A 25,304-nucleotide genomic window follows, 5' to 3' on the forward strand; every position below is an offset into this window, starting at 1 on the left:
CCCGCAAGGGACATGACGCGGCGGCGCGCTCCTCATCCGCGATTCCGGCAGGGATCAGCTTTCAACGCGCTTCTGCGCTTTCCGCCCGGACGCACCGAGACTGAGCACCGCGAGTAGAACGCAGCCGATGCCGATTATCTGGCCAGGGCCAACGGGCTCCCCCAGCAGCAACGCCGCGAGCACGACCGCAGTGACCGGCGCCACCGCCGTGAACAACGCGGCTTCCGCGCCGCTTACCTTCGCCGCACCGGCGTACCAGAGCACGAATCCGCCCACAGTGGGCACGAGGGCATAGTAGGCAATGGCCGCTACCGCGCGGCTCGAAGCCGGGTGCGCCCACGGCATTTCGAAGCAGGCCGCCGTGGCGGCCACGGCGAGTCCGAACGCGGTCATGAGGGTCGAGAGCGCCAGCGGCGCGACGGGTGTGTGCAGGCGTTTGTTGAGCAGGATGAAGAGGCTTTCGCAGATCACCGCCCCGAAAATCAGCGTGTTTCCGATAAGCGAATGCGTGCTGCCGGCATGCGAGCGCGCAACGATGGCGAGCACTCCGCCCGCCGCAAGCGCAATGGCGAGCACGACGGCGGGCCGTGGGCGTTCTCGCAGCACGGCGATGGCGAACGTCGCGGACACCACGGGCAGCGTACCGATGATGACGCCGGCATCGGTGGCCGATGTGTAGCGCAGCCCCGAGATCAGCAGCGTCGTGTATCCGACGCTGCCCGCGCCGGCCTGCACGAACAGCAGCGCCCAGTCCTTCGGCGCGAGAATGGGCCAGGACGTGCGCGTCATACGCATCAGGACAAGGAACAGCGGCAGCGCAATCGCAAAGCGCAGTGCCGTTGCCGTGAAGGGCGGCAGGCCGGATGCGACGATCCGGCTTGCCACCACGGTGCTGCCGACGGTGATCATCGCCAGCGTCAAATAAAGGTACCCCTGCGCTCGTTTCGACATGGTCCGTGCATCGCTTTCTCGTTGCGGGAAGCGGCAGGATCGCGGAGGGCGGGCGTTGCGTCTTGAACGAAATTGCAGCCGCTGCGCTCAGGTGCGCCCGGGTGCGCCCGGTTGCGCTCAGTTGCATTCAAGCGGCGCAGGCGCTGGCGTACAGGCTGGGCGAGATGCCGTAGTTGCGCACGAAGAGGCGCGTCATGTGGCTTTGGTCGGCAAAGCCGCTTGCCGCAGCCGCCTGCGCGAGCGGCACGCCTTGCGCGATGAGACGGCGCGCGCCCAGGATGCGCCGCTGCATCAGGTAGGCATGCGGCGTGAGGCCCGTGGCTCGCGAAAAGGCGCGGATGAGCTGGAACCGGCTCAGTCCGCAGTCCTGCGCGAGTTCGGCGAGGGTGAGCGGTGCAGTGGGGTCGTCGTCGATGCGGCTGCGTGCGCGGGCGATGCCTGCGGGAACCGGGACGCGCGTTTCGATGGACGCGTCGCTGGGTGCGGCTCCGGCCAGCAACGTCAGCAGCAATGCTTCGCGCAAGGTGTCCGCATGTCCGGCCTCAGCGGCGGTCATGGCCGAATACAGCGCGAGAAAATGCTGCGCGAACTGGGGCTGGTGCATGACTGGGCGCGTGAATTCATAGCGGTGCGTGCGCCCCTCGCTCACATCGAGCATCGCGTCGGCAACCACCCAGGGGTCGAAATAGAGCATGCGCCAGGCGCGGCCCGCGTCGCCGATGGGCATGCCGTCATGCACCTCGCCGGGATTGACCGTGATCGTGTGGCCGGGGCCGGCTTCCACCATGCCGCGCCCGCTGGCGGACTTCTGCGCACCGCGCACGATCACGCCGATCCCGAACTGATCGTGCGTGTGCCGCGCGAACGTATGGCGCGTATCGGCCGCCACGGCTTGCACGCCGCTCGCATGGCATCGGACGATCTGGAATGGGCGCTGGGCCATTGGCGTTGCGTTCCGGGTGGGTTGGGGTGCCGCCGGAGGCGGCGTTCCGGGGCGTGCGGCTGCACGAGGATACGGATCGCGTCGTGGATCGCAGCGTCGCCTGTCCATTTTGCCATTTTCGTGTCATGCCGCCGCCCATAGGCGCTTCGTAGGATAATCCGTTTTTTGCCGGGCCGCGGCGGCGTGCTCCGCCCGGCAGCCCAGGGCGTGAACAACGGTCTGCCACGCGAGCGGACTGGCGCTCGCGCAGGTATCGAAAGATTTCAAGGTGAAGCATGAAGAAGATAGCAGGTGCCCTGATTGCGGCAGGTGTGATGGCGTTTTCGGCGTCGAGCCACGCAGCGGACAACCCCGAACCGGTGTGGCTGCCGGCAACGGCCGCGACCCAGTTCCAGAACGCGCCGGCCATCGTCGAAGGCGCGCAGGGCAAGGACGTCAAGGCGACCATCTACGTCTTCATGGACCCCAACTGCATTTACTGCCACTTCGTGTGGAAGGCGCTGCAACCCTATGAGGCCGCGGGCCTCCAGGTGCACTGGATTCCGCTGGCGTTTTTGAAGCCCGACTCGGCGGGCAAGGCGGCCGCACTGCTGCAGGCGTCCGATAGCGCAGCGCTCCTGAAGAAGCTCGAACTCGGCTACAACGAGAAGGACGAGTCCGGCGGGATCGCCCCGCTTGCAACGGTGCCCGCCACCGCCCAGGCCAAGCTCGACGGCAACGCCAAACTCTTCCAGGACCTGGGCTTTCAGGGCACGCCCACCATCATTTACCGCGGCTCGGGCGGCCGCTGGGCCGACTACGGCGGCATGCCCAAGCTGGCGATGCTGCCTGACATGCTCAACATGCCGGCGCAGCCCGTGACCGATCCGTCGCTCAAGCCGTTTCAGTAAGCCGCTGGCGACGCGCCGCCCGCGCTGTTGCCGCGGGCTGCAAGGCGCGTCTCATTTGCGGTGCGCGCGGTATCGGCCGCGCGTTCTTCGGCCTGCACGGTCAGGGCGCTCACGCCGCGCTGCGACGCGGGCGCCCCCACCGCCGGATTGTACGAAGACGCAGGCCCGTAGCCGCTTGCGAAGGCGGGCGCGGACAGCACCGCGGTAGCGACAACGAGCGCGACGGCGGAAAGGTCCGTGCCGGGAACGAGCAACGAGAGAAGGGTACGGGATTGCATGGGCGTGGCTCCGGGGATCGTTTAAATATCGGACTACGAAATAATTAACAAGGCGGGACCGGCCGCTTGCGGGCCGGTCCCTTCGGACGCTTACTGCAGGCGTGCCTTCAACTGGTCGGCCAACTGCCTGGTGGCGGCCTTCGTCGGGGCGTCGTCGGCAAGTGCGTTGAGCAGGCCGAAATCGTGGATCGTGCCGTCGTAGCGGACGGTCGTGACTTCGTTGCCGGCCGCATCCAGCTTGCGGCCGTAGGCCTCGCCTTCGTCGCGCAGCACGTCGGATCCGGCCACCTGGATCAGTGCGGGCGGCAGGCCCTTCAACTCCTCTTCCGAAGCGCGCAGCGGCGAAGCGTAGATCTGGTTGCGCTGCGCGGGATCCTTCGTGTAGGCGTCCCAGAACCACTTCATCGTGTCGCGCGTGAGGAAGTGGCCGTTCGCATAAGTGCGATACGAGCCATCATCGAAGTTCGCGTTCGTGACGGGCCACATCAGCCCCTGGAAGCGGATGGCCGGACCCTGCTTGTCCTTCGCCATGAGGCTCACGACAGCCGCCATGTTGCCGCCCACGCTGTTGCCCACCACGGCGAGCCGGCTGCCGTCCACGCCGATCTCGTTGCCATGCTGCGCGACCCACTTCGTTGCCGCATAGGCCTGATTGATGGCCACCGGGTAACGGGCTTCGGGCGAGGGCGTGTAGTTCACGAACACCGCCACTGCACCCGATTGCACGACAAGGTCGCGCACAAGGCGCTCGTGGGTGGGGAAGTCGCCCAGAATCCAGCCGCCGCCGTGGAAGAACATGAACACGGGCAGCGTGCCGCTCGCGCCTTGCGGGCGGACGATCGTGACCGGCACGCTCATGCCGTCCTGCTCGATGGTGCGGTTCGAGACGTCGATGCCCGAGAGGTCCACCTTCACGCTGTTTTGCGCATCCACGAGCACCTGGCGCGCCTTGGCGGGCGGCAGCGTGTTGAGGGCGGGACCCGTGCTGCTGTTCAACACGTTGAGGAACGCGGACGTTACCTTGTCGGGCGCGGCATATGCCGCGGGTGTGGCCGCCGTGGCGAATGCGGCATGGGCGGCAAACAGGACAGCGAGGGTCAGCGGCTTGAGCGACTTCATGATTGGCTCCTTGATGAGCAGATGAGTTTTCAGATGATTCGGAGTGTTAAACAATCGTAAGCGTGACGTCGATGTTGCCGCGCGTCGCATTCGAATACGGGCAGACAACGTGGGCCTTCTCGACGAGCGCCTGGGCCGCCTCGCGCGGCATGCCGGGCAGCGAGATCTTCAGTTCGACTTCGATGCCGAAACCGTTCGGGATCGCGCCGATGCCCACACTGCCTTCGATTGCCACGTCGGCGGGGATCGCGATCTTCTCGCGGGCGGCGACGAACTTCATCGCGCCGAGAAAGCAGGCGCTGTAGCCTGCGGCAAACAGTTGTTCCGGATTGGCGCCCGCGCCGCCGGCACCGCCCAGTTCGCGCGGAGTGGTCAGCTTGACGTCGAGTCCGCTTTCGGGGACCACGGCGCGGCCGTCACGGCCGCCGGTAGCACGGGCATGGGCGCGGTAGAGAACTTGTTCGATCGACATGGTGAAGCTCCTTGGGTGGGTGACTGGGTGGCTTTCCTTATCTATCTACTCAGTGATAGATAAGGGGCTTCAAAAAATGGGCTTATCGCCCTTGAATTGCCTTCGTAAATCTACTACTAGATAGATTTAAGGCTATAAAAAATGGCTCGCGCGCTGAGGTTCGCAGTCTGTTGCCGATCTCTGCTTGCCTGCTTCGTTTCCATGGATCGAACTTTATCTACCAGTAGATAGAAAGTCAAGGGATTTTTTGAAGCCTTGGATTGACGCATGTGGGGGCTAATTCATCAGACTAATTGCGGCCATGCCGATCTCTGCTGCCCGTGCCGATGGTGCCCGTGAAAACGCCAGGTAAAAATGATCGCGAGCTTGTCCGCAGACAGATGCCTTCGCTTTCTTCCGCAAAGACAAACCGATCGGTCGAATAATGTTAGGAGTTTTAAGTATGACGATATGGCCGATCGCCAGGGTAAACAGCAGGAGAGGGGGAATTCAGCGTTGGCGCAGCGCCGTGTTGTATTGCTCGAGCGCGGCCATGTAGATCCGGTGGGCAGCGTTGTGCTCGCGGATCAATGCCTTGATCTGCTCGTCGCCCAACGTATCGAAGATCAGCGCCTGAACCTCGCGGTTCAACTTCTCGCCCGCCTTCATCCAGGCTTCGTGCGCGTCGAGAAAGGCTTGCTTGTGATGATCCATCGGATTCGGCTCTTCAGTCCGGAGCGGTTGTTGACCTGACCCAACCGAGGTCATTGTTTATTTTGCGGTGGCGATTATAGCGTGGCCCAGGCCGTTTCGGATGGGTGTCCGAAAGATCATTTCAGCGTGGGGTAGCCGAGCGATGCTGCAGCGTTTGCCATCGTTGCAATGGCTTCGTAATCGTCAGGCATAAGGCGCGCGAAGCCACGCAGGCGAAGCGTGCGCGAGCGTTCGATATCGGCTGCGGCAGCCGCGTCCAGTGCGTCGCGCAGCAGCGCAGCCTCGCGTTCGCCGAGCGTGCGCGAGGCGATGAGCGGCAGCCCCGGCGCCGGTGCCGTCATGGCAAGCGTCTTGACGCCGGCAAGCAGGCCGCAGCCCGCGTCGCGCAGCAGCGCGAGCGTGACGCAGTCGATGGCAGCGAGGTCGGCCGCACCCGTGGCGAGCGCGCGCAGCGACTCGAAGTGCGAGCCGGTCCACGAGACCGAAGCGAAGAAGCGGCCGTTCTGCGCATGCGGGGCAACGGCATGGCGCAAGGCGTTCATGCCGCTGTGCGAATCCTCGCTATTCGCAGCCGCGCGCAGGCCGCGGCAGGCGGCGAGGTGCGTGGCACCGCGCGCCCACGCCGCGGCGGACACTACGATCGCGCTGCGATAGTGCGCGCCTTCGCAGCCCTCTGCGTCGAACATCGGGGTGGAGATCAGATGGACCGTGTCCGCGAGTCGGAGCATGCGGTACGGAAACCCGCAGGTCTGCGAGAGCAGCAGGTCGCTGCGGCGCCAGAGCGGCATGAGGTCGGCGGGTGGCGTGTCGAGGATCGTTGCGTTTGTTTTGCTGCCGGCGGTGTGTGCGAACGTAGTAAGCGCATTGTGCAGCAGGGCGCGCCACAGCGCCGCATGGCGGGGCGTGACGTTGTACATCGGCAGGGCGGCGATCCACGGGTTCATGGGGGCATTGTACGCACAGGCGAAAGCGGGCCGAATGGCAGTGCGGCCCGGCATATCCCCACGGCGTCGCGCGGCGGCAGTGCGATAAGCAAATGCAAATCCGTTGTTTGGCCGGGGGGCGTGTTTTGGTTATGGTGGGTGCCCAAGGCGCTTTCCCGTTGTTCGCTTTCTCGTTGCTATGTAGCTTTTTTTGTTCTTTTGTTGTCCTTTTGTGCCACCACCCGGAACATGGCTGAATGCTTCGACGTTGACCACGCGCGTGAAATCGCCTCGCTAGGCGAGCGGTTTGCCGCGCGCACGGAGTGGCCAACGTGGCTCGTGATCGCCGCGGTGTACGGCGGGTGGATTACCGTGCTCTGGCTCGCAGGCACAGGGCACCTTGCGCTTGCGCTCGCCACGCCGCTCCTCATCGCGCTGTGCGCGTGGCACATGTCGATGCAGCATGAACTGCTGCACGGCCATCCCACGCGCCACGTGTGGCTCAACAAGCTGCTCGGCTGGCCGCCGCTCTCCGTCTGGTATCCCTATACGCTGTATCGCGAGAGCCACCTCGAGCACCATCGCGACGAAGACCTTACCGTGCCCGGCGTCGATCCGGAAACGAACTATGTGTTGCCTCGGCAGTGGGCCGAGCTGCCGGCCTGGCGGCGCACCTTGTGGTACGCGCGCAAGAGTTTTATCGGCCGCATCGTGATCGGGCCGCCCACGAGCGTTGCGGCCATGCTTGCCGGATCGTTGCGGGCGCTGCGCGGCGGCGAGTGGCGCCAGGTGCCGATGTGGCTTGCGCACGTGGCTGCTGTGGTGCTGCTGCTTGCGTGCATTCAGCGTTATGCGGGTATGCCATGGTGGTATTACCTCGTTGCCGTGACCTGGCCGGCGCTGGGGCTCGCGATGGTCCGCTCGCTCTACGAGCATCGTGCGGCCGCGCACCCGAAAGCGCGCATCGCCATCAACGAGGCCGGCCCGCTCATGCGCCTGCTGTTCCTCAATAACAATTACCACCTCGTGCATCACGACTTGCCGGCGCTGCCGTGGTTCGATCTGCCGCGCGCCTATCGGCTGCGTCGCGAAGCCTATCGCCAGAAGTGCGGCGGCTTCGTGATCGACGGTTACGGCGCGCTGCTCAGGCAGTATGCGTGGCGGGCGACCGATGCGCCCGAGCATCCTTTTGCCGACGATGCAGCGGTGCTTGCCACCGCACGCGGCGCCCGCATCGCGGTAAGCGAGGGGCGGGTGCCCGTGAGCAGCCATGCATTGCCGGCTGTTCTGCGCCGTCACTTCTTTCGTCGCGCCGCGCGATCCGCGCGGCCGTTTCCTGTTTCGCAATCGTCGCCTGGACACGACAGGTCATCATCATGATTCCACTCTCCACAAGATTGCTGGCGAACATGCGCCGCGGGCGCGTTTATACGAGCGCGAATCTCACGCGCATTCACCGGGTCGAGCACGATGCCGTGGCGCATGCGCTCTCGGAACTCGTCGATCGGGGCGTGCTGCGTACCTGCCTCAATTCGCGCAAGCTGCCGGGCTACTGCCTGACCGAATCGTGCGCGACGCCTGCGGTGTCGTTGCCCGTAACGGTGCCGCCCGCACGCGAAGTCGCGACTCCAGCCGTTACACGCCGGCTCGATGGCGTGCTGTCGGGCTATGAGTCCGAGCTTGCTACGCGCCGCGCGCTGGCGATGCTCGCGCGCCGTTAATCCAGTCGTACTGCTAACGATAAAAATCGAATTCCCGCTCATGAAAACACGCCGTAATTTCCTGAAGATCTCGCTCGGCGCCCTGGCTTCGACCCTGGCAGGCACGGGCGCCTTTGCCGCCGCGCCTGAGCGCGCGTTGCGCATCGGCAACCAGAAGGGCTATCTCAGCCTGCTCAAAGGCCGCGGCACGCTCGAACAGCGTCTCGCTCCGCTCGGCGTCAAGGTCAGTTGGACCGAGTTCACGGCGGGGCCGGTTCAGCTCGAAGCGCTCAACGTCGGCTCGATCGATTTCGGCGACGTGGGCGAGGCGCCGCCGATCTTCGCGCAGGCTGCGGGCGCGCCGCTTGCCTATGTGGCTGCCACTGTCCAGCGTCCGCAGTCGGAGGCCGTGCTCGTGCCGCGCCAGTCGTCCGTGCACAAGGTCGAGGACCTGAAGGGAAAACGTATCGCGCTCAACAAGGGCAGCAACGTTCACTACTTCCTCGTGGAACTGCTGCGCCAGCATGGCCTGCGCTATACCGACGTGAATCTGATGTTCCTCTCGCCAGCGGATGCGCGTGCGGCCTTCGAAAACGCTTCGGTGGATGCGTGGGCGATCTGGGACCCGTTCTATGCGGCGGCGGAAGGGGCGCTCGGCGCGCGCAAGCTGGCCGACGCGACCGGTGTGGTCGGCAATCGCGCTTATTACTTCTCGTCGCTCGACTACGCGCGCAAGAACCCGGACGTGATCCGGATTCTGATCGAAGAACTGGGCAAGATCGACGTGTGGGGGAGTCAGAACCGCGCGGCGCTTTCAGCCGAGCTTGCCGCGCTCTGGGGTTTGCCGGCGAATGTGGTGAGCACCGCCATCGACCGCACGCAGTTCGGCACGGGGCCCATTACGCACGCAATCCTTGGAGAGCAGCAGAAGATTGCCGATACGTTCTTCGATCTCGGCCTTTTGCCCAAGCGTGTGAATGTGCTCGAAGCCTCCGTGCCGGGCATTGCCTGAACCTGACCGGAACGAAAGTCTCCCGGGGGGCCGGGAGACTTTCTTCTCTTCTATCTTTTATCGCACGCGGTTTCGGGTAATCAGGGCGACACGGCCAGTCCTTCCGCGCGCGCCGCGGCTTCCTCTCGCTTGACACGTTCGATGTCGCGAAAGCGCGCCGCCGGATGATCTTCCGGTAGTCTTGCGGAAGCGCCGAAGAGTTTCTCCCGCAAGGTGCCCGGCGCATATTCGCGCGCATAGGCGCCGCGCCGCTGAAGCTCCGGCACGAGCAGCCGCACCACGTCCTCGAACGTTTCGTGCGCAAGCGCATAGGCGAGGTTGAAGCCGTCTACGTCGGTCGCCTCCACCCATTGCTGCAGGATATCGGCCACCGTCGATGGGGAGCCGACGAACACCGGCCCGAGCCCCCCTATGCCGCCCCATCGCGCGAGTTCTTCGATGGTCCACGCCTTGTCGCCGCCCGAGAGGTGTTCGACGGCGGACACGATCGCGTTGGTCTGCACGCGCTTGACCGTATCGGTGGGCAGGTACTGCCCGAAGTCGATGCCGGTCCAGCCCGACATGAACACGAGCGAGCCGTCGTAAGAGACGTGCTGCTTGTACTCTTCGAACTTCGCCTCGGCTTTCGCGTCGGTTTCGTCGACGATCACGGTCGCGAGGTTGTAGATCAGCAGCTTGCTCGCATCGCGCCCGGCCAGCGTGGCCTGGCGGCGCACCTCGGCCACGTAGTCGCGCAGGAGCGTTTGCGTGGGCGCGGCAACGAACACGCATTCCGCATGCTGTGCGGCGAACGTTTTGCCGGGGCCTGATGCGCCGGCCTGGAACAGCACCGGCGTGCGCTGCGGAGACGGTTCGCACAGGTGATAACCTGGCACTTCGAAATATTTTCCATGATGGCCGATCTCGTGAACCTTCTCCGGGCGCGTGAACACGCGCTTTTCGCGGTCGCGCACCACGGCGCCGTCTTCCCAACTGCCTTCGAACAGCTTGTACAGCACCTCGACATACTCCGTGGCAACCTCGTAGCGGTTGTTGTGATCGGCCAGCCCGCCTTGTCCCACGTTCTTCGCACCGCTTTCCAGATACGAAGTCACCACGTTCCAGGCGAGCCGCCCCTGCGTGTGATGATCGGCTGTCGAGAGGCGCCGTGCGAAGGTGTACGGATGCTCGAAACTCGTCGAGGCCGTGATGCCGATGCCCAGATGCTGCGTCACCATCGCGATGGGCGCGGCAAGCTGGAGCGGATCGTTCACGGGAATCTGCGCGGCCTGATGGAGCGCGTGGTAGTTGCTGTCTTTATAGACGTCGTAATAGCCGATGACGTCGGCAATGAAGATCGCATCGAACACGCCTTGTTCAAGGATTTTCGCGAGATCGGTCCAGTAGGCGAGGTCTTTGTATTGCCACGAACGGTCGCGCGGATGGGTCCACAGTCCGGGGGACTGGTGGCCGACGCAGTTCATCTCGAAGGCATTGAAACGAATGGGCTTGCTCACGGTAGTCACCTGGTCCCGGAGGCCGGCCCGTTGCCGATCCGCCAGACGAAAGGCGGTTCGGTGCCGTTGATGGCCCAGTTGCCGATAATGCGCGCCTCGTAGGCGCGCTGGGCGGCCTCGGCAGCCTGCAGCGTTACCGCCTGTGCGGCATAGGCCCAGGCGGCAATTTCGCCCACCACCTGCTGGATCTGGGCGTCGTCGCTCGCTTGCCCGGCGTTGCCATGGCTGTACACGCGCGTGCGGCTGCGCACGAGTGCCGCCGCGTCTTGCTTCGCAGCTTCGGCGATGCCGGCAAGCGTGGCCACGTGCACGGCCAGGGTTTCATAGTCGGTGCCGGTGGATAACTCGATGTCGGTCTGGTGTGACGTCATGCTGTCTTCCTGGAGGCGGGACGAGGGGGCAAGCGCGGCGCACGGGCCGCGTGGGTCGATCCATGATTATACAAAGGCGCTTTGTCCCGCTCCAACAATGGATTCGCAGATCGATATCGGCCGTGCCGATTTGGATAGATGGGGCGTCGCGAAGACATCGAATGCAATGCGATTGCGGAGCCGATGTGTCGCTTTCCTTAGCAAATGTGCTCGCATGAATATGAGCATCGCTTTGTTGGGACTGCGTGCATGCCTCGGTAGGATGAGGGGCACCAGGTATCGTTAGTTCCGCATCCATCCTCTGTTCGCGACGCCCGAGATGTCCGCTCCGATCCTCACTGCTCATGCGATCACGAAGCGCTTCGGCGCTACCGTTGCCCTGTCGCGGCTCGATTTTTCGATTCGCGCGGGCGAGGTCGTGGCGCTGATGGGCGCGAACGGCGCGGGCAAATCCACCTTCGTGAAGATCGTGAGCGGCGTGCACGCTCACGACGAAGGCACGATGACCCTGGCGGGTGCTCCCTACGCGCCCGGCACGCCCCAGGCCGCGAGGCGGCTGGGCGTGGCGACGGTGCATCAGTCGGTGGCCGATGCCGTCGTGCCGACCCTTTCCATTGCGGACAATCTGCTGCTGGAGCAGCTATGCGGCGAGGGCGCGCCGTGGTGGACGCCGCGCGCGGCGCGGCGCACCCGGGCACGCGCGCTGGCTGGGCGCGTGGGCCTCGATGCCGATCTCGACGCGCCGCTCGGTTCGCTTTCGCTCGCGGGGCAGCAGCGCGTGGCCATCGCGCGCGCCCTGGCGACGCGGCCCCGCCTGCTGATCCTCGACGAGCCCACCGCCAGTCTCTCCGCGGCCGAGGCCGGGCGGCTCTATGAACTCGTCGATGCCCTGCGTGCGGAGGGCGTGGCCGTGCTGCTCGTTTCGCACCGGCTGGCCGATTTGCGCAGACTCGCCACGCGGGTGACGGTGGTGCGCGACGGCCGCATCGTGGCGGAAGAGGATGCGCCTGTCGATTTCGATGCGGCGCTGGAGAAGATGATCGGCCGGCCCCTCGCGGCGGCGCATGCAGTACGCAAGCCAGCATCGGAGACACGCTCGAGAGCCGCGCTGAGTCTGCGCGGGTTGCGCCTCACTGCGCACAGCGAGGCGTTCGATCTCGACATCGACGAGGGCGAGATCGTGGCGATCGCCGGCCCCGTGGGGGCCGGAAAGTCGCGGCTCGCACGCGTGATCTTCGGCGCGGAGCGTGCCGCTGCAGGCGCGATGTCTCTCTACGGCTACCCGTGGCAGCCGCGCGGGCCGGGCGAGGCCATTCGCGCCGGCGTGTTCTTCGCCGGCGAGGACCGCTGGCGCAGCTCGCTCTTTCCCGAGTCCGTGCCGTTTGCCTCGATTGCCGGCACGATCAGCTTCCCATTTCTGGCGCGCTGGGGGCGCACTGCGCTGTTGCCGCGCGGGCGCGAAGCGGCTGCCGCGCACGCGGCCATCGAGCGGTTCGGCATTCGCTGCGAGGGCCCGAACGACCGGCTCACCCGGCTTTCCGGCGGCAACCAGCAGAAGGTGCTGCTCGCGCGCTGGCATGCCGAGCCCGCTCGCGTGCTGCTGCTCGACGAGCCTTTCCAGGGCGTGGATGCCGGCGCGCGCGCCGATATCGCAGCCACGCTGCGCCGCGAAGCGGCCGGTCGCGCCACGCTTGTTTTCGTGAGCGATCTGGAAGAAGCCCATGAAGTTGCCGACCGCATCGTGCATTTCGATCGCGGCTCCCTTGAAGCTGCCCACGCGGCGCCGTCCTTTTCCGCCACTGCATGATGCGATCCGCCTCCACCACGCTCACGCCCGAAGACACTCCGGCACGCGGTTTCGTTGCGCGACGCCGCGACAGCCTGCTCGCGCTGCTCGAACGCGGCGGTCTGCTATTCGTCCTCGCCGCGCTGATCGTGGTATTCGCCGTGCGCGAGCCGGCGTTCCTCAACGTGGCCAACCTGTTCAGCATCCTGCAGGCCGTATCCATTGTTGCGCTGCTCGGGATCGGCGTGACCATCACGCTGGCGGCCGGCGGGTTCGATCTCTCGGTGGGCAGCATCGCTGCCTCCGCGCAGATGGCGGCGAGCTACGTGCTGGTGGTCTGGCACGGCGGTGCGTGGGGCGCCGTGGCGGCTTGCCTCGCACTGGGAATCGCGGCGGGGCTCTTCAACGGTGTGCTGATTACACGCCTTCACGTGCCCGACCAGCTCGCGACGCTCGGCACGCTGTTCCTGCTCGCGGGTCTGCAACTGATTCCCACGGGCGGCCGCTCGCTGGCCACCGGCACGATCCTGCCGGACGGCACCGAGGCGGACGGTACGTTTCCCGACGCTTTTCTCGCCTTTGGCCGCGCGCGCCTGCTCGATGTGATTCCCGCCCCGGTGCTCGTGCTGCTGGCGGTGACCGTGCTGGTTTCCATCGTGATGGCCGCCACGCGCTGGGGGCGCGTGATCTACGCCATCGGCGGCAACGAAACGGCGGCGCGCCTGGCGGGCGCACCGGCCGCGCGCTACCGGATTGCGGCTTATGTGGCTTCGGGCGCCATCGCTTCGCTGGGCGGTCTGCTGATTGCAGCGCGCGTGGGGCGCGGCGATGTGAGCGCGGGGCATTCGCTGCTGCTGGACGCGGTGGCGGCGGCGCTGGTGGGCTACGCGGTGTGGGGCGCGAAGCGCCCGAACGTGCCGGGCACGGTGATAGGCGCCGTATTCGTGGGCGTGCTGCTCAACGGGCTGACGATGCTCAATGCGCCGTACTACCTGCAGGACTTCATCAAAGGCGCGCTGCTGGTCGTAGCGCTGGCGTTCACGTTCAGCGTGGGGCGCCGGGCGGACGGGCGAGTGTGAGCGTGCAGGAGGCCGCATCCGTCGTCATTGAAAAGTAAGGAAACCTGAATTTAACCGGGCTGGAGAGAAGACATGGCAGAGATACTGGAAAGCATCGAAACGCCCGACGGCGGGGGCGCCTCGGAAGCCGTGCGGGTGATCGCAACGGACGACGAGGCGATTGCCGTTGCGCAGGCGCTGGCTGCACGGCTGGCCGAAGGCGCCGCGGCGCGCGACAGCGAGCGGCGGCTGCCGCACGAGGAAATCGAATGGTTCTCGCAGTCGGGGCTGTGGGGCATCACGGTGCCGAAGGCTTATGGCGGCGCGGGGGTTTCGTTCGTCACGCTCACCGAGGTCGTCAAGCTGATTGCCGCCGCCGACCCGTCGCTCGGGCAATTGCCGCAGAATCACTTCGGTCTTGTCGATGTGATCGCGCTGACCGGCACCGAGGAGCAAAAGCGCTACCTCTTTGCGCAGGTTCTGGCGGGCAAGCGCTTTGGCAACGGCTTTTCAGAAAAGGGCACGAAACATGTGCTGGATCTGAAGACGCGCGTGCGTCGTGACGGCGATCACTACGTGGTGGACGGCACCAAGTTCTATTCGACCGGGGCGCTGTTTGCGCATTTCGTCCCGGTGCTGGGTCTCGACGAAGATCGCCGCGGCTGGCTGGCCTATATTCCGCAGGGCACCGAGGGGCTGGCAGTGGTGGACGACTGGTCGGGCTTCGGCCAGCGCACCACGGCAAGCGGAACGGTGACGCTCGCTAACGTGCGCGTACCGGCTTCGCTCGTGCTGCCCGCGCATCGCGTCTCCGAATTGCCGACGCTGAACGGTCCCGTCTCGCAGATCATCCAGGCCGCCATCGACGCGGGCATTGCGCGCGCGGCGATCGAAGACACGCTGGCGTTCGTGCGCACGCGTTCGCGTCCGTGGGTGGACAGCGGCGTCGAGCGCGCGAGCGAAGATCCGCTGACCGTGCGCGAAATCGGCCATCTGCACATTCAACTGCATGCGGCGGAAGCGCTGCTCGAGCGGGCGGCGCGCGTGCTCGACGAGATTGCCGCGAAGGGCGCCACAACGGAAGACGACGTCGCACGTGCCTCGGTTGCCGTAGGCGAGGCGAAGGTGCTCACGACCGAAGCCGCGCTGCTGGCCGGCGAAAAACTGTTCGAACTCGCGGGCACGCAATCGACGCTGGCCGCGCACAACCTCGACCGCCACTGGCGCAACGCGCGCACGCACACGCTGCACGATCCGGTGCGCTGGAAATACCACCTCGTCGGCAACTACTACCTCAACGGCGTCAAGCCGGCGCGTCACGCCTGGAACTAGGCACGCGACAACCTTACGGGAGACCCATGAAGATATCGGCTCAGAGGATGAAGCGAGGTGGCACACGCCTCGCGCTGGGGGCATTCGCGCTGGCGGCGGCTGCCGTGTTCGGCATGCCGGCGGCGCACGCAGTTTCGCTGCAAGGTGCGCCCGCGCCGTTCAACAAGGGCGGCGTGAAGATCGCGCTCGTCAATTATCTTTCGGAAGGCGACTTCTTCCAGGCTTACGAGGCGGGGGCGCAGAAGCAGGCGAAGGCACTGGGGATCGACCTGCGCATCTACGAAGGCCGCCAGGACGCGGCCGAAGAGCGCGACCAGATCCAGCAGGCAATCAATCTGGGCGTGGCGGCGATCATCGTCAATCACGGCTTGCCCGAGTCGTTGAAGGACGTGGTGCAGCAGGCGCTGGACAAGGGCATCAAGGTCGTGGCGTTCGACGTCGATCTCGCGAACCCGAAGGTGCCGCAGATCGAGCAGAGCGATCGGGACCTCGCCACGCTGCTCCTCGGGCAGGCGGTGAAGGACAACGGCGCCGCGTTTTCGGCGGGCTACGTGTACGTGGCGGGCTTCGCGCCGCTCGACCGGCGGGATGCCGTGTGGCAGTCGTTCAAGCACGATCATCCGGGCGTGCAGGAGAAGGCGCGCTGGGGCACGGTGGACAATCCGATTGCGCAGTCCGTGGCCAATCAGGCTGCCGCGGCCTACCGCGCGCATCCCGACATTCGCGTGGTGATCGCGCCGTACGACGAGTTCGCGCGCGGCGCCAACCTCGCAGCCGACGAAGCGAATCTCGGCGGCAAGCTGCGCATCTACAGCGCCGATATCTCGACGGCCGATATCGAAGCCATACGCGCGCCGAACAGCGCGTGGGTGGCCACGGCGGCAACCAACCCGGCCGTGGTGGGCGCCGTCTCGGTGCGTGCCGCCGCGCTCGAAGTGGCGGGGCAGCCGCTCGATCATCATATCGTCGTGAAGCCGACGCTCGTGACGCGCGACGACCTCGTGAAGAACGACATCCGCACGATTGCGGACCTCGGCGCGAAATTCCCGGCGTTCCGGTCGAGCGACGCGGCAACGGCTGCGTGGATTCCGGTCGATCAATGAACCGGCGGGCTTGTGGCGCGTGCGTCGCAAGCCGATAAATCTGCTGCGCCGATAAGTTTGTGCGAATCCGTTATTGGAGCGCCGCGCCGAGGCTTCCTATACTCGGCCTTCTAGCGGTTTCCCCGGCAACCGCGGTGCCGGGCTCCCTTAACCACACCGACTGCACAAACCACACAATGAAGATCCGTACGCTCGCTGCCTGGCTCGTTGTACTAACGGCCACGTTCTCCACGCTCGCACACGCCGACCGCCTCGACGACATCAAGAAGGCCGGCGTGCTGCGTGTGGCCACCTTCGACAGCAATCCGCCGTTCGGTTTCGTCGATCCGGCGAACAATCACATTGTCGGGCTCGACGTGGACTACGCCCAGGCGCTGGCCGACAAACTGGGCGTGAAGCTGGAACTGCAGCCCACGAACCCCGCCAACCGCATTCCCTTCCTGCTTTCGCACAAGGTCGATCTGGTGCTCGCGAACTTCACGATCACCGACGAGCGCGCGAAGCAGGTCGATTTCAGCATTCCTTACTTCTCGTCGGGCCAGCAGTTTCTGGCGAAGAAGGGCGTGCTGAAGTCGCCGGACCAGATCAACAGCCTGCGCATTGGCGTGGACAAGGGCACCACGAACGAAATTGCGGTGCGCGAGAAGTTCCCGCAGGCTACGCTCGTGGCCTATGACGATACGCCGTTCGCGTTCGCCGCGCTGCGCGCGGGCAACGTGCAGGCGATCACGCAGGACGGCCCGAAGCTCGTGGGCCTGCTCGCCAACGTTCCGGACAAGCAGAACTACGAGATCCCGCCTTTCGCCATCACGAACGACTACATGGGCGTGGGGATTCCCAAGGGCGAGCCGCGGCTGGTGGCGTTCGTGAACGACACGCTGCGCGGACTCGAAGCGAACGGCACGGCGGCCACGATCTACAACCGCTGGTTCGGTCCGAATACGAAGACACCGCTGCCGCGCCTCTTCAAGATCGGCGACAAGGTCTGATGCCGGTTCTTTCTTCGTACTGCGCGCTGCGAGCATGATCCACGCATTGTCCATTTTTCCGCTTGCGCCACGCTATCTGCTGTGGCTTTGGCAGGGATTCGGCGTGACCGTGGGCGTCTCGCTCTGCGCGGGGTTTGCCGCAACGCTGGGCGGCATCGTGCTCGCGCTGGCCCGTCAGGGGAGGGTGCGCGCATTGCGCGCGGCGGGCAACGCCTGGGTCACCGCATTCCGCAACACGCCTTTGCTCGTGCAGTTATTGTTCTGGTACTTCGGCGCGGCTACGCTGCTGCCCGATGCGCTGATGCAATGGCTGAACACGCCGCATGCGTTGTCGACGCCGTTCGGCTCGCTGCGCTGGCCCTCGTTCGAGTTCGTGGCCGCATGGCTTGGGCTGACGTGCTACACGTCCGCCTTCATCGCGGGCGAGTTCGAGGCCGGCATTGCGGGCGTGCGGGTGGGCCAGCGCGACGCTGCCGCCGCACTCGGGCTGACACCGTGGCAGAGCTTTCGCTACATCGTCTTGCCACAGGCGGTGCGGATTGCCCTGCCGCCGTTGTTCGGGCAGTACATGAACCTCGTCAAGAACTCTTCGCTGGCCATGGCTATCGGACTTGCTGAGTTATCCTATGCTTCTCGCCAGGTGGAAACCGAAACTTTCCAGACCTTCGCCTCGTTCGGCATTGCCACCGTGCTTTACGTCGGCACCATCGCCTTGATCGAGGCCGTGCTGCAAGGCTGGCTGCATGCGCGCGCGGGCGTGGCGGGAGCGCGGCGATGATGCCCTGGAACGTGTTCGTGGCGAATTTACCGTATCTGCTCGTCGGTGCGTTTCCGCAAGGGCCACTTGGTGGCGCTGCGCTGACGCTCGTGCTGGCCGCCACCTCGGCTGTGGCCTCGGCGGTACTCGGGCTCGTGCTCGGTATCGCGTTGGCCATGGCGGGGCGCGTGACGCGCGTCGCGCTTCTCGTCGTGATCGGCTTCTTTCGCGCGATTCCCGTGCTGATGCTGATTTTCTGGACCTACTTCCTCCTGCCGGTCCTCTTTCACGTCGATGTGCCGGGGCTCCTCTCGGTGGTTTGCGCGCTCTCTCTGATCGGCGGCGCTTACCTAGCGCATTCGGTTCATGCGGGTATCGTGGCGGTAGGGGAGGCACAGTGGCAGGCGGGCCTTTCGCTCGGCCTCACGCGCTTCGCGGCCCTGCGCTATGTAGTCTTGCCGCAGGCCGTGCGCATCATGGCGCCGTCGTTCGTCAATCAGTGGGTGTCGCTCGTGAAGGACACGTCGCTGGCCTATATCGTGGGCGTGGGCGAGTTGTCGTTCGTCGCTACGCAGGTGAACAACTGGCTCATGGTCTACCCCATGCCCATTTTTCTCTTCGTGGCAGCGCTCTATCTCGTGATGTGCACGGCGCTCGACCGGGCTGCGATTGCATGGCTCGTACGCCGGCGCCGCGTGCCTGGCGCGCGTTTCGGCGTCGCGGCGGCGAATTGAAGCGAGTCCTGCAAAAGAGGGCGACGCCGATTTAACGACTAAAAACCTGAAAAATACAGTAGTTTTCACTGCCGGACCTGCTCTAGCATAGCCCGCACAACCATGAGCGCGGCGTCGCCAGACGACATGCCGCCTTCGACCTCGGGGCAATGATGAGAACCGGCGCAGCCAGCAGGCCGTACGCGATACCGAAGACCACCAGAACCGTCGTGCGCGCGAGGCGAGCCGCGCACGCTGTGCCGTTCATCGCGCTATCTGCCGCGCCGCTTGCCGCCCGCACCGGGCCGCACGCCTGATCCACGGTATTTCCTGCGTTTTCCCTTATATGCCTCGCGGGGCGTGCCCGAACTCGCGCGCGTAATCGCCGGGGCGGATAGCTGCCGTTCAATGACTCTGGCGGGCGTCGCCGTACCGCCGAGGCCACTCTCGTGATCATCATGGCTCAAACTCGCGTTACCACCCGGCTCGCATCAGGCTTCGGCATAGTGCTGGCCATGCTCGTTGCTCTTTCCGTGGTCGGCATGGCCGGCATGACGGCCATCCGCGCCAGGCTCGACGAAATCGTGCTGGTTCACGACGCCGAAACGATGCGCGCGACCAATCTGCGGGACGCCGTGAGCGGCATTTCCATCGCGATCCGCAACATGGCGCTGATGACCAACGACAGCGAGGTGAGCGCCGAACAGGCGACCATCAAGGCGCAGGAAGCCGTCTATGCGGAGAACTACCGCGAGCTCGGGCGTCTCTTCGATGCCTCGCTGCTCACCACCGACGAGGAGCGGCGCCTCTACGCCGCGTTGCGCCAGGAGGAGGCCGAGACCTTGCCGCTCGTGGAGAAGGAAGCGATGAACTGGGCGCTCGCCAACGATCAGGATGCCGCCGTCAAGATCCTGGTGAACGAAGTGCGGCCCAAGCAGGTGGCATGGCTTTCCACGCTCGACCAACTGGTGGCGCTCGAACAGGGGCGTGCGCGAGACGCGGCGGATGCGGCGGCGCGCACCTGGTCGCGCCTTGCCGCGTTGACCGTGGCTGCCGTGATTGCCGCGCTGTGCGTGGGGATTGCGGCGGCCGTTGTCATCACGCGCAGCATCCTGCGCCAGCTCGGCGCCGACCCCGGCGAGGCGCAGCGCCTGGCCGGCGAGATCGCGGGCGGCAATCTGGCGCTGGCCGTCAGACTGCGCCCGGGCGACGACAGCAGTTTGATGGCTTCGCTCGAATCGATGCGCCGGCAACTGATGTCGATGGTTGCGCAGATCAAGACCTCGGCGGAATCGATCGCCGTGCGCGCGGGCGAGATTGCCGCCGGCAATATGGATCTTTCGCAGCGTACCGAAGAGCAGGCCGCTTCGCTGCAACAGGCGGCCGCGAGCATGGCCGAATTGACAGGCGCCGTCGCGCAGAACTCCGACGATGCGACGCACGCGAGCAGCGTGGCCCGTGCCGCGTCCGATGCCGCTGCGCAAGGCGGCCAGGTGGTGGGGCGCGTGGTCTCCACGATGGAGGACATCGCGGGCAGCTCGACGCGCGTGGCCGAGATCATCGGCGTGATCGAGGGCATCGCGTTCCAGACCAATATCCTGGCGCTCAACGCCGCGGTGGAGGCGGCCCGTGCCGGAACGCAGGGCCGCGGCTTCGCGGTGGTGGCGAGCGAGGTGCGCACGCTGGCCCAGCGCACCGCGGACGCCGCGAAGGAAGTCAAGACTCTGGTGGGCGATTCGGCGGGGCACGTGGAGGCGGGCTCTCGGCTCGTGGCCGATGCCGGTGCCAGCATTGCACAGCTTGTGCAGTCGGTGCACGAACTGACCGGCATCATGGGCAAGATCGCGCTTGCTACAGCGGCTCAGAAGAGCGACATCGAGCAGGTCAATCGCGCAGTGGCCAATATGGATGAAGCGACCCAGCGCAATGCGTCGCTCGTCGAGCAGGTGGCCGCCGCCGCGCAGACGCTCGCGGGCGGGGCGAGCGGACTGCGCGAGTCGGTAGCCGTGTTTACGGTGGCTGGCATGCACGGCGATGAGCCGGATGGCTTTGGCTTTACTGGAACACATCCGGCGTTGCCGGCATAGCCATACGCCGTCTTTTGATTCGCATTACTGAATATAATCCAGCGATTTTGTCCTTCAAAATAGCGGGGCATTCAACTGCCGAAGTAAGGCATGCAGAAGTCAGCCGGACCGACGCAGGCTTGCGGCGCTGCGGGGTGTACAGGCAGGGCCGCGGGGCCGCCCGAAGCCGACGATCCCGAGGCAGTGGCCCCATAGCTCTCGTTTTGCTGCTTCATCTGCGCGACTTGCTGCTGATAGACGGGGCTGACGTCGGGATAGGACGCGTCGGTAACGAACTGCGAGCCGTTGGCTTCGGCTTCGATCAGTTGCTGGCGAACTTCGGCGCGCGTCAGGCCCTGCGCCGAGGCGGCGGAGGCGAAGCCCACGCAGGCAAGAGCGAGAAGGGCGGCGGAAATCGATCGGCGGGTACGCATGGCAAGCTCCAGTGAGGTTGAATGGACAAGGCGCTGCGGGTTTGTGCGTCATGTCGTTGGGCTACATACGCGTATACATCCGCACTCTGCGATCTATTCCCGGCTTTTTTGCGGCCTTTGGGTTTGAGTGCGGGGTCGGAACTTCAGGCCCGATGCCGCGCGCTTTGAGCGATGCGTGTTCTCGCCGGCCGCCTCGCGAGGAGCGAGGCTGTCGCTAAGCAGCACGAAGATGAGAGAAAAGCGGGCTTAGCGCGCGAGCGATGCGCCTGGCGGCAGCGGGGGCGCCGTCACGGTGACGGCCGTGCGGATCTTCGCGACGTCGGCGGCGCTCACTGGCGCGCCGGCGTTGCCCCAGCTCGTGCGCACGAAGGTCGCGACATCGGCGACTTCTTCGTCGGAGAGGCGCCAGCCGAACGGCGGCATCGTGAATGCCGAGGGCGCGGCGGCCGTGCCTTGCAGCGTGTCGCCCGTGAGCAGCACGTGGATCAGCGAGGTCGGGTCCTTGCCCTGCACGACCGGGTTGCCGCCCAGCGCCGGGAACACGCGCGTGTAGCCGTGGCCGTCGCTGCGGTGGCAGGCCATGCAGTTGTCCCGATAGACGGCCGCGCCGCGCGCGCTTGCGTTGCCGCTGCGCAGGGCGCGGGCGGCGGTATCGTCGTAGGCGTAGGGCGTTTCGTGCGGATCGTTGGACGGCAGCGTCTTCAGATAGCGCGCGATGGCCATGAGGTCGGCGTCGGTCATGTGCTGCATGCTGTGCTGGACCACGTCGGTCATGCCGCCGAACGCGGCGCTTTGCAGCGTGCGCCCCGTCTTGAGGAACTGTACGAGATCGTCTTCGCTCCACATGCCGATGCCGGTGCGCAGATTGCCGCGCAGGCTCGACGGCACCCAGCCGTCGATCGGCGCGCCGCCTGCGAGGAAGTCGTCGCCGTCGAGGTCGGTGAGCGCGAGTTCCTGCATCGTGCGCGCACGCGGCGTGTGGCACGCGCCGCAGTGGCCGAGCCCCTGCACCAGATACGCGCCGCGCGCGATGATGGCGTCGTTGTAGCGCGTGCCGTCGAACGGCGTTACCCCGGGCGCGAACAGATGCCGCCAGATGCCGAGCGGCCAGCGCATGGAGAGCGGCCACACGATGTCCTCCGCGCGATTGTCCTGGCGCACCGGCGCCACACCGTGCATGAAGTACGCGTAGAGCGCGCGCATGTCGTCGTCGCTCAGGCGTGCGTACGAAGGGTAGGGCATTGCGGGGTAGAGCGTGTCGCCGTTCGGGCGCACGCCCTCGCGCACCGCGCGCGCGAAGTCGTCGTAGGTCCAGGCGCCGATGCCGGTGTCGCGCTCGGGCGTGATGTTGGTCGAGTAGATCGCGCCGATGGGCGTATCGAACTTCAGGCCGCCGGCGAACGGTTTGCCGCCTTTGGCCGTGTGGCAGGCGATGCAGTCGCCGGCGCGCGCGAGATAGTCGCCGTGCGCGACGAGCGTGGCATCGGCGGCCTGGGCTGTTTGGCAGAGCCCCAGTGCCGCGAAAGCGGCCACGGCGAACGCCGTCACGCGGCGGGCGAACGAAGCGCGGCGCACAGGCGTGGCGAGCTGGGGGCGCGAGAGGGAATGGGGCGGCTTCATGCGGCGCTTCACACGCTCACCAACGGGCCGGGGTTCTTCAGATACTGGCCGCGAATTGCTTTCGCGGACCAGTAGGCCAGCGCGGCCACGAGGCCGGTCGGGTTGTAGCCGATGCCCTGCGGAAACGCCGAAGCGCCGATCACGAATACGTTGTGCACGTCCCAGCTTTGCAGATAGCGGTTGAGCACACTCGTTCCCGGGTCGGTGCCCATGATCGCACCGCCCACGAGGTGCGTGGTCTGATAGCGGCGCGAGTCGAAATGCGCGCCGAACTCGCGCGTATAGACGTTGATGGCCTGCGGCCCCATGGCTTCGGCGATCTTTTTCATCTGGCCCGTCACGTACTGCGCCATCTTGATGTCGTTGTCCTTCCAGTCGAAGGTCATGCGCAGCAGCGGTTGCCCGTACGAGTCGCGGTAGGTGGGGTCGAGGTCGAGGAACACGTCGCGGTACGACATATTGCTGCCGTGCGCATCCATCGAAATCGTGTGCGCGTAGTGGTCCTTCACGGCCTTCTTCCACGCGCTGCCCCAGTTGGGCGTGCCCGGCGGCACGGCAATGCCGCTGATGGGCTTCACGCCTGCCTGGTTCACCCACAGCGGAGAACCGCCCACGAAGCCGAGCGGCCCGTGATCGAAGTTGTCCGCGTTGAAGTCGTCCACGGCCACGCCGTTGCCGCCTGCGCCGATGAACGGGTTCGTCCACGTGTCCTTGTCGAAGAACGCCGTGATGGTCGAAAGGTTCTGATAGGCGAAGTTGCGGCCCACCACGCCTTCGCCCGAAACCGGGTCGTAGGGCTTGCCGATGCCCGAAAGCAGCAGCAGATGGACGTTGTGATACTGGAACGCCGAAACGATCACGAGGTCCGCGGGCTGGAATACCTCCTGGCCTGCGGGATCGACGTAGGTCACGCCCGTGGCGCGCTTTTTCGTGTCGTCGAGTTCGACGCGCAGCACGTGGCACTTCGCGCGCAGCTCGAAATGCGGTTCCTGCCTGAGCGCGGGCAGGATGTTCAGGTTCGGCGAGGCCTTCGAGTACATGTAGCACGCGTAGCCGCTGCAGTAGCCGCAGAAGTTGCACGGCCCCATCTGCACGCCATACGGGTTCGTGTACGGCCCCGACGTATTCGCCGAAGGCAGCCGGTACGGATGCAGGCCGACGGACTGCGCCGCGTCGTAGAAGCGTTGCGCCGAATACGTATTCAGTTGCGCGGGCAACGGGAAATTGTCGCTGCGCGGCGCTTCGAATACGTTGCCGTCGCCCACTACATGGCCGTCCACCTTGTAGGCCTGGCCCGAGGTGCCGAACACCTTTTCCGCGAAGTCGAAGTGCGGTTCGAGCTCGTCGTAACTTACGCCGTAGTCCTGAATGGTCATGCCTTCGGGAATGAACTTCTTGCCGTAGCGCTCTTCGTAGTGGCTGCGCAGGCGCAGTTCTTCCGGCGTGATGCGAAAGTGCACGCCCGACCAGTGCAGGCCCGCGCCGCCCACGCCCTCGCCAGGCAGGAAGGCGGCGAGCTGGCGGTAGGGCAGCGCCGTGTCGTTCGCGCCGTGGCGGATCGAGACGGTGGTCTTCGAGAGATCGAGAAAGAGCTTCTTGCGAATGCTGTACGTGAGTTCGTCGATCGTGTTCGGGTAGGCACCGTCGGGATAGGTGTCGCGGTACTCGCCGCGCTCGAGCGCCACCACCTTGAGGCCCGCTTCGGTCAGCTCTTTCGCGAGGATGGCGCCGGTCCAGCCGAAGCCGACGATCACGGCATCGACGTGCGGTTTCTTCACGCTCATCCGGTGCGCTCCCCGTTGATGGAGACGGGGCCGTACGGGTAGGGCTGGCCGTTCTGGTTGACGAAGTCCATGAAGTCCGCACGCGCGCCCGGGAAGCCGATCATCGTCCAGGCCGCCATGTCGCGGTTGCCGCCGTGGATCGGGTCGCAGAAGTAGCCTTCGCGCGTGTTCTGAAGCAACTGGGCGAAGAAGACGTTGGCGGGCACGTCGGCGAGTTCGATCGCACCTTTTTCGAGGTCGGCGAGCACGCTGTCGCGCGTGGTGGCGTCGAGCGCGTCGAACGCACGGCCGTGCGCTTTCTCGCAATGCGCGTTGACCGAGGCAATGCCGAGCCGGTACAGATCGCGCGGCACGAGCTTCAACTGGTAGCCGAGTTCGGGCACGCCCTGCATGAACGGCCCCTGCATGTACCACAGCGCGCCGTGCGCCCAGGGCGTGTCCATCTGCCGGTCGATGAATTCCGGCACACCCGCTTCCCGCGCGCCGGGGCCTTCGGCGTCGGCCGGAATCAGGCGGTCTACCGCCGCTTGCACGAAGGCCCATTCGCGGGCGTCGAAGAAGCGGGGCTTGTATTCGGCGCGCGGCGCCGAAGCCGAAGCCGGCTGGGCAGGCGCCGCCGCGCCCGGGGCGCCGTTATGGCAGCCCGCGAGCGCGCCCGCAGGCACGAGCGCGACGGCCGTACGCAGAAAGCCCCGCCGGGAGGTCAGTGGAGATTCGGACATGTTCTGGATTCTGGATCAATTCGGCGCCGCCTGATTCTGGCGTGGCCGCGAACGGTGAGTCCTGCCGGTTCCGGCCCGTGGCAGAACGGAGC

The 25,304-nt window shown here is 65.7% G+C and carries 24 protein-coding genes and 1 pseudogene; 12 read left to right on the top strand and 13 right to left on the bottom strand.

From position 1 onward, the window contains the following. Positions 1–54 precede the first annotated feature (54 nt). Together BFE01S_RS02225 and BFE01S_RS02230 are read right to left on the bottom strand one after the other, a co-directional pair. Positions 55–951: a DMT family transporter gene (locus BFE01S_RS02225; RefSeq protein ID WP_028224187.1), complete on the bottom strand. Its 897-nt coding sequence runs from the start codon at positions 949–951 to the stop codon at positions 55–57. Positions 952–1,078: 127 nt separating this feature from the next. After that, positions 1,079–1,894 (bottom strand): AraC family transcriptional regulator, encoded by an 816-nt coding sequence (locus BFE01S_RS02230; protein ID WP_028224188.1) that lies wholly within the window; start codon positions 1,892–1,894, stop codon positions 1,079–1,081. A gap of 275 nt (positions 1,895–2,169) precedes the next feature. Between BFE01S_RS02230 and BFE01S_RS37080 the strand changes: the two genes are divergently transcribed. Continuing rightward, a complete protein-coding gene (locus BFE01S_RS37080; RefSeq protein ID WP_084169456.1) occupies positions 2,170–2,784 on the top strand; it encodes a thioredoxin fold domain-containing protein in 615 nt (204 codons plus the stop codon). On the opposite strand, the gene BFE01S_RS02240 is transcribed toward BFE01S_RS37080, so the two are convergent. The 5 genes from BFE01S_RS02240 to BFE01S_RS02260 all read right to left on the bottom strand — a co-directional run bounded on the left by BFE01S_RS02240 (position 2,778) and on the right by BFE01S_RS02260 (position 6,290). Further along, entirely contained in the window at positions 2,778–3,062 is a 285-nt protein-coding gene (locus tag BFE01S_RS02240; protein ID WP_042336980.1) for a hypothetical protein, read from the bottom strand. The two genes, BFE01S_RS37080 and BFE01S_RS02240, sit on opposite strands and share 7 nt — an antisense overlap. A 90-nt stretch (positions 3,063–3,152) precedes the next feature. After that, complete coding sequence (locus BFE01S_RS02245) at positions 3,153–4,181, bottom strand: alpha/beta hydrolase (RefSeq protein WP_028224190.1); 1,029 nt, start codon at positions 4,179–4,181, stop codon at positions 3,153–3,155. 46 nt (positions 4,182–4,227) lie between these two features. Beyond that, positions 4,228–4,653, bottom strand: a complete 426-nt coding sequence (locus tag BFE01S_RS02250) for an organic hydroperoxide resistance protein (protein WP_028224191.1) — start codon at positions 4,651–4,653, stop codon at positions 4,228–4,230. A gap of 489 nt (positions 4,654–5,142) precedes the next feature. Further along, positions 5,143–5,346, bottom strand: coding sequence for a hypothetical protein (locus BFE01S_RS02255; RefSeq protein ID WP_028224192.1), 204 nt, complete (start codon positions 5,344–5,346; stop codon positions 5,143–5,145). Between the two features lie 116 nt (positions 5,347–5,462). After that, on the bottom strand, positions 5,463–6,290 hold the full coding sequence (locus BFE01S_RS02260) for a phosphate/phosphite/phosphonate ABC transporter substrate-binding protein (RefSeq protein WP_028224193.1): 828 nt from the start codon (positions 6,288–6,290) through the stop codon (positions 5,463–5,465). A gap of 228 nt (positions 6,291–6,518) precedes the next feature. Here BFE01S_RS02260 and BFE01S_RS37085 point away from each other — a divergent pair, with 228 nt between their 5' ends. From BFE01S_RS37085 to BFE01S_RS02275, 3 genes are read left to right on the top strand one after another with little or no spacing between them, the layout of a single operon-like run. After that, positions 6,519–7,649, top strand: coding sequence for a fatty acid desaturase (locus BFE01S_RS37085; protein ID WP_084169458.1), 1,131 nt, complete (start codon positions 6,519–6,521; stop codon positions 7,647–7,649). Beyond that, the gene (locus tag BFE01S_RS02270; RefSeq protein ID WP_028224194.1) at positions 7,646–7,990 is read left to right on the top strand and encodes a hypothetical protein; all 345 of its coding nucleotides are present in this window, start codon (positions 7,646–7,648) and stop codon (positions 7,988–7,990) included. Before BFE01S_RS37085 ends, BFE01S_RS02270 begins: the two co-directional genes overlap by 4 nt. Before the next feature lie 40 nt (positions 7,991–8,030). Continuing rightward, complete coding sequence (locus BFE01S_RS02275; RefSeq protein WP_028224195.1) at positions 8,031–8,981, top strand: aliphatic sulfonate ABC transporter substrate-binding protein; 951 nt, start codon at positions 8,031–8,033, stop codon at positions 8,979–8,981. A gap of 80 nt (positions 8,982–9,061) precedes the next feature. On the opposite strand, the gene BFE01S_RS02280 is transcribed toward BFE01S_RS02275, so the two are convergent. Both BFE01S_RS02280 and BFE01S_RS02285 read right to left on the bottom strand, forming a co-directional pair. Continuing rightward, entirely contained in the window at positions 9,062–10,477 is a 1,416-nt protein-coding gene (locus BFE01S_RS02280) for an LLM class flavin-dependent oxidoreductase (RefSeq protein WP_028224196.1), read from the bottom strand. Positions 10,478–10,482: 5 nt separating this feature from the next. Next, positions 10,483–10,785 (bottom strand): annotated as a pseudogene (locus tag BFE01S_RS02285) (hypothetical protein); the annotation flags it as partial. Positions 10,786–11,167: 382 nt separating this feature from the next. Between BFE01S_RS02285 and BFE01S_RS02290 the strand changes: the two are divergent. From BFE01S_RS02290 to BFE01S_RS37095, 8 genes are all read left to right on the top strand, one after another. Then, positions 11,168–12,655 carry a sugar ABC transporter ATP-binding protein gene (locus BFE01S_RS02290; protein ID WP_028224198.1) on the top strand — a complete coding sequence of 496 codons (1,488 nt, stop codon included), beginning with the start codon at positions 11,168–11,170 and terminating at the stop codon, positions 12,653–12,655. Then, positions 12,652–13,713 carry an ABC transporter permease gene (locus BFE01S_RS02295; protein WP_407668172.1) on the top strand — a complete coding sequence of 354 codons (1,062 nt, stop codon included), beginning with the start codon at positions 12,652–12,654 and terminating at the stop codon, positions 13,711–13,713. The genes BFE01S_RS02290 and BFE01S_RS02295 overlap by 4 nt, the downstream gene beginning before the upstream one ends. 72 nt (positions 13,714–13,785) lie before the next feature. Continuing rightward, on the top strand, positions 13,786–15,024 hold the full coding sequence (locus tag BFE01S_RS02300; protein ID WP_028224200.1) for an SfnB family sulfur acquisition oxidoreductase: 1,239 nt from the start codon (positions 13,786–13,788) through the stop codon (positions 15,022–15,024). 26 nt (positions 15,025–15,050) lie between these two features. Beyond that, a complete protein-coding gene (locus BFE01S_RS02305) occupies positions 15,051–16,127 on the top strand; it encodes a substrate-binding domain-containing protein (protein WP_042336982.1) in 1,077 nt (358 codons plus the stop codon). A gap of 176 nt (positions 16,128–16,303) precedes the next feature. Further along, positions 16,304–17,116 carry an ABC transporter substrate-binding protein gene (locus BFE01S_RS02310; RefSeq protein WP_028224202.1) on the top strand — a complete coding sequence of 271 codons (813 nt, stop codon included), beginning with the start codon at positions 16,304–16,306 and terminating at the stop codon, positions 17,114–17,116. 52 nt (positions 17,117–17,168) lie between these two features. Further along, positions 17,169–17,894 carry an amino acid ABC transporter permease gene (locus BFE01S_RS37090; RefSeq protein ID WP_169742587.1) on the top strand — a complete coding sequence of 242 codons (726 nt, stop codon included), beginning with the start codon at positions 17,169–17,171 and terminating at the stop codon, positions 17,892–17,894. After that, entirely contained in the window at positions 17,894–18,607 is a 714-nt protein-coding gene (locus tag BFE01S_RS02320; RefSeq protein ID WP_028224203.1) for an amino acid ABC transporter permease, read from the top strand. Before BFE01S_RS37090 ends, BFE01S_RS02320 begins: the two co-directional genes overlap by 1 nt. 437 nt (positions 18,608–19,044) lie before the next feature. Continuing rightward, complete coding sequence (locus tag BFE01S_RS37095) at positions 19,045–20,673, top strand: methyl-accepting chemotaxis protein (protein WP_156966875.1); 1,629 nt, start codon at positions 19,045–19,047, stop codon at positions 20,671–20,673. A gap of 71 nt (positions 20,674–20,744) precedes the next feature. Here the strand turns inward: BFE01S_RS37095 and BFE01S_RS02330 are convergent, their stop codons facing one another. The 4 genes from BFE01S_RS02330 to BFE01S_RS02345 all read right to left on the bottom strand — a co-directional run bounded on the left by BFE01S_RS02330 (position 20,745) and on the right by BFE01S_RS02345 (position 25,212). Continuing rightward, positions 20,745–21,086 carry a DUF4148 domain-containing protein gene (locus BFE01S_RS02330; RefSeq protein WP_028224204.1) on the bottom strand — a complete coding sequence of 114 codons (342 nt, stop codon included), beginning with the start codon at positions 21,084–21,086 and terminating at the stop codon, positions 20,745–20,747. Positions 21,087–21,332: 246 nt separating this feature from the next. Then, the gene (locus BFE01S_RS02335; RefSeq protein WP_084169491.1) at positions 21,333–22,706 is read right to left on the bottom strand and encodes a c-type cytochrome; all 1,374 of its coding nucleotides are present in this window, start codon (positions 22,704–22,706) and stop codon (positions 21,333–21,335) included. Between the two features lie 8 nt (positions 22,707–22,714). Beyond that, entirely contained in the window at positions 22,715–24,490 is a 1,776-nt protein-coding gene (locus BFE01S_RS02340; protein ID WP_028224206.1) for a GMC family oxidoreductase, read from the bottom strand. After that, positions 24,487–25,212 carry a gluconate 2-dehydrogenase subunit 3 family protein gene (locus tag BFE01S_RS02345; protein ID WP_028224207.1) on the bottom strand — a complete coding sequence of 242 codons (726 nt, stop codon included), beginning with the start codon at positions 25,210–25,212 and terminating at the stop codon, positions 24,487–24,489. The genes BFE01S_RS02340 and BFE01S_RS02345 overlap by 4 nt, the downstream gene beginning before the upstream one ends. Between the last annotated feature and the right edge of the window lie 92 nt (positions 25,213–25,304).

The organism is Paraburkholderia ferrariae NBRC 106233, from assembly GCF_000685035.1.
GTDB classification, from domain to species: domain Bacteria; phylum Pseudomonadota; class Gammaproteobacteria; order Burkholderiales; family Burkholderiaceae; genus Paraburkholderia; species Paraburkholderia ferrariae.

What these genes read in the sequence shown, in the direction of transcription:
- BFE01S_RS02225 (WP_028224187.1), bottom strand. Translation starts at nt 951, where the DNA reads ATGTCGAAACGAGCGCAGGGGTACCTTTATTTGACGCTGGCGATGATC.
- BFE01S_RS02230 (WP_028224188.1), bottom strand. Translation starts at nt 1,894, where the DNA reads ATGGCCCAGCGCCCATTCCAGATCGTCCGATGCCATGCGAGCGGCGTG.
- BFE01S_RS37080 (WP_084169456.1), top strand. Translation starts at nt 2,170, where the DNA reads ATGAAGAAGATAGCAGGTGCCCTGATTGCGGCAGGTGTGATGGCGTTT.
- BFE01S_RS02240 (WP_042336980.1), bottom strand. Translation starts at nt 3,062, where the DNA reads ATGCAATCCCGTACCCTTCTCTCGTTGCTCGTTCCCGGCACGGACCTT.
- BFE01S_RS02245 (WP_028224190.1), bottom strand. Translation starts at nt 4,181, where the DNA reads ATGAAGTCGCTCAAGCCGCTGACCCTCGCTGTCCTGTTTGCCGCCCAT.
- BFE01S_RS02250 (WP_028224191.1), bottom strand. Translation starts at nt 4,653, where the DNA reads ATGTCGATCGAACAAGTTCTCTACCGCGCCCATGCCCGTGCTACCGGC.
- BFE01S_RS02255 (WP_028224192.1), bottom strand. Translation starts at nt 5,346, where the DNA reads ATGGATCATCACAAGCAAGCCTTTCTCGACGCGCACGAAGCCTGGATG.
- BFE01S_RS02260 (WP_028224193.1), bottom strand. Translation starts at nt 6,290, where the DNA reads ATGAACCCGTGGATCGCCGCCCTGCCGATGTACAACGTCACGCCCCGC.
- BFE01S_RS37085 (WP_084169458.1), top strand. Translation starts at nt 6,519, where the DNA reads ATGGCTGAATGCTTCGACGTTGACCACGCGCGTGAAATCGCCTCGCTA.
- BFE01S_RS02270 (WP_028224194.1), top strand. Translation starts at nt 7,646, where the DNA reads ATGATTCCACTCTCCACAAGATTGCTGGCGAACATGCGCCGCGGGCGC.
- BFE01S_RS02275 (WP_028224195.1), top strand. Translation starts at nt 8,031, where the DNA reads ATGAAAACACGCCGTAATTTCCTGAAGATCTCGCTCGGCGCCCTGGCT.
- BFE01S_RS02290 (WP_028224198.1), top strand. Translation starts at nt 11,168, where the DNA reads ATGTCCGCTCCGATCCTCACTGCTCATGCGATCACGAAGCGCTTCGGC.
- BFE01S_RS02295 (WP_407668172.1), top strand. Translation starts at nt 12,652, where the DNA reads ATGATGCGATCCGCCTCCACCACGCTCACGCCCGAAGACACTCCGGCA.
- BFE01S_RS02300 (WP_028224200.1), top strand. Translation starts at nt 13,786, where the DNA reads ATGGCAGAGATACTGGAAAGCATCGAAACGCCCGACGGCGGGGGCGCC.
- BFE01S_RS02305 (WP_042336982.1), top strand. Translation starts at nt 15,051, where the DNA reads ATGAAGATATCGGCTCAGAGGATGAAGCGAGGTGGCACACGCCTCGCG.
- BFE01S_RS02310 (WP_028224202.1), top strand. Translation starts at nt 16,304, where the DNA reads ATGAAGATCCGTACGCTCGCTGCCTGGCTCGTTGTACTAACGGCCACG.
- BFE01S_RS02320 (WP_028224203.1), top strand. Translation starts at nt 17,894, where the DNA reads ATGCCCTGGAACGTGTTCGTGGCGAATTTACCGTATCTGCTCGTCGGT.
- BFE01S_RS37095 (WP_156966875.1), top strand. Translation starts at nt 19,045, where the DNA reads ATGGCTCAAACTCGCGTTACCACCCGGCTCGCATCAGGCTTCGGCATA.
- BFE01S_RS02330 (WP_028224204.1), bottom strand. Translation starts at nt 21,086, where the DNA reads ATGCGTACCCGCCGATCGATTTCCGCCGCCCTTCTCGCTCTTGCCTGC.
- BFE01S_RS02335 (WP_084169491.1), bottom strand. Translation starts at nt 22,706, where the DNA reads ATGAAGCCGCCCCATTCCCTCTCGCGCCCCCAGCTCGCCACGCCTGTG.
- BFE01S_RS02340 (WP_028224206.1), bottom strand. Translation starts at nt 24,490, where the DNA reads ATGAGCGTGAAGAAACCGCACGTCGATGCCGTGATCGTCGGCTTCGGC.
- BFE01S_RS02345 (WP_028224207.1), bottom strand. Translation starts at nt 25,212, where the DNA reads ATGTCCGAATCTCCACTGACCTCCCGGCGGGGCTTTCTGCGTACGGCC.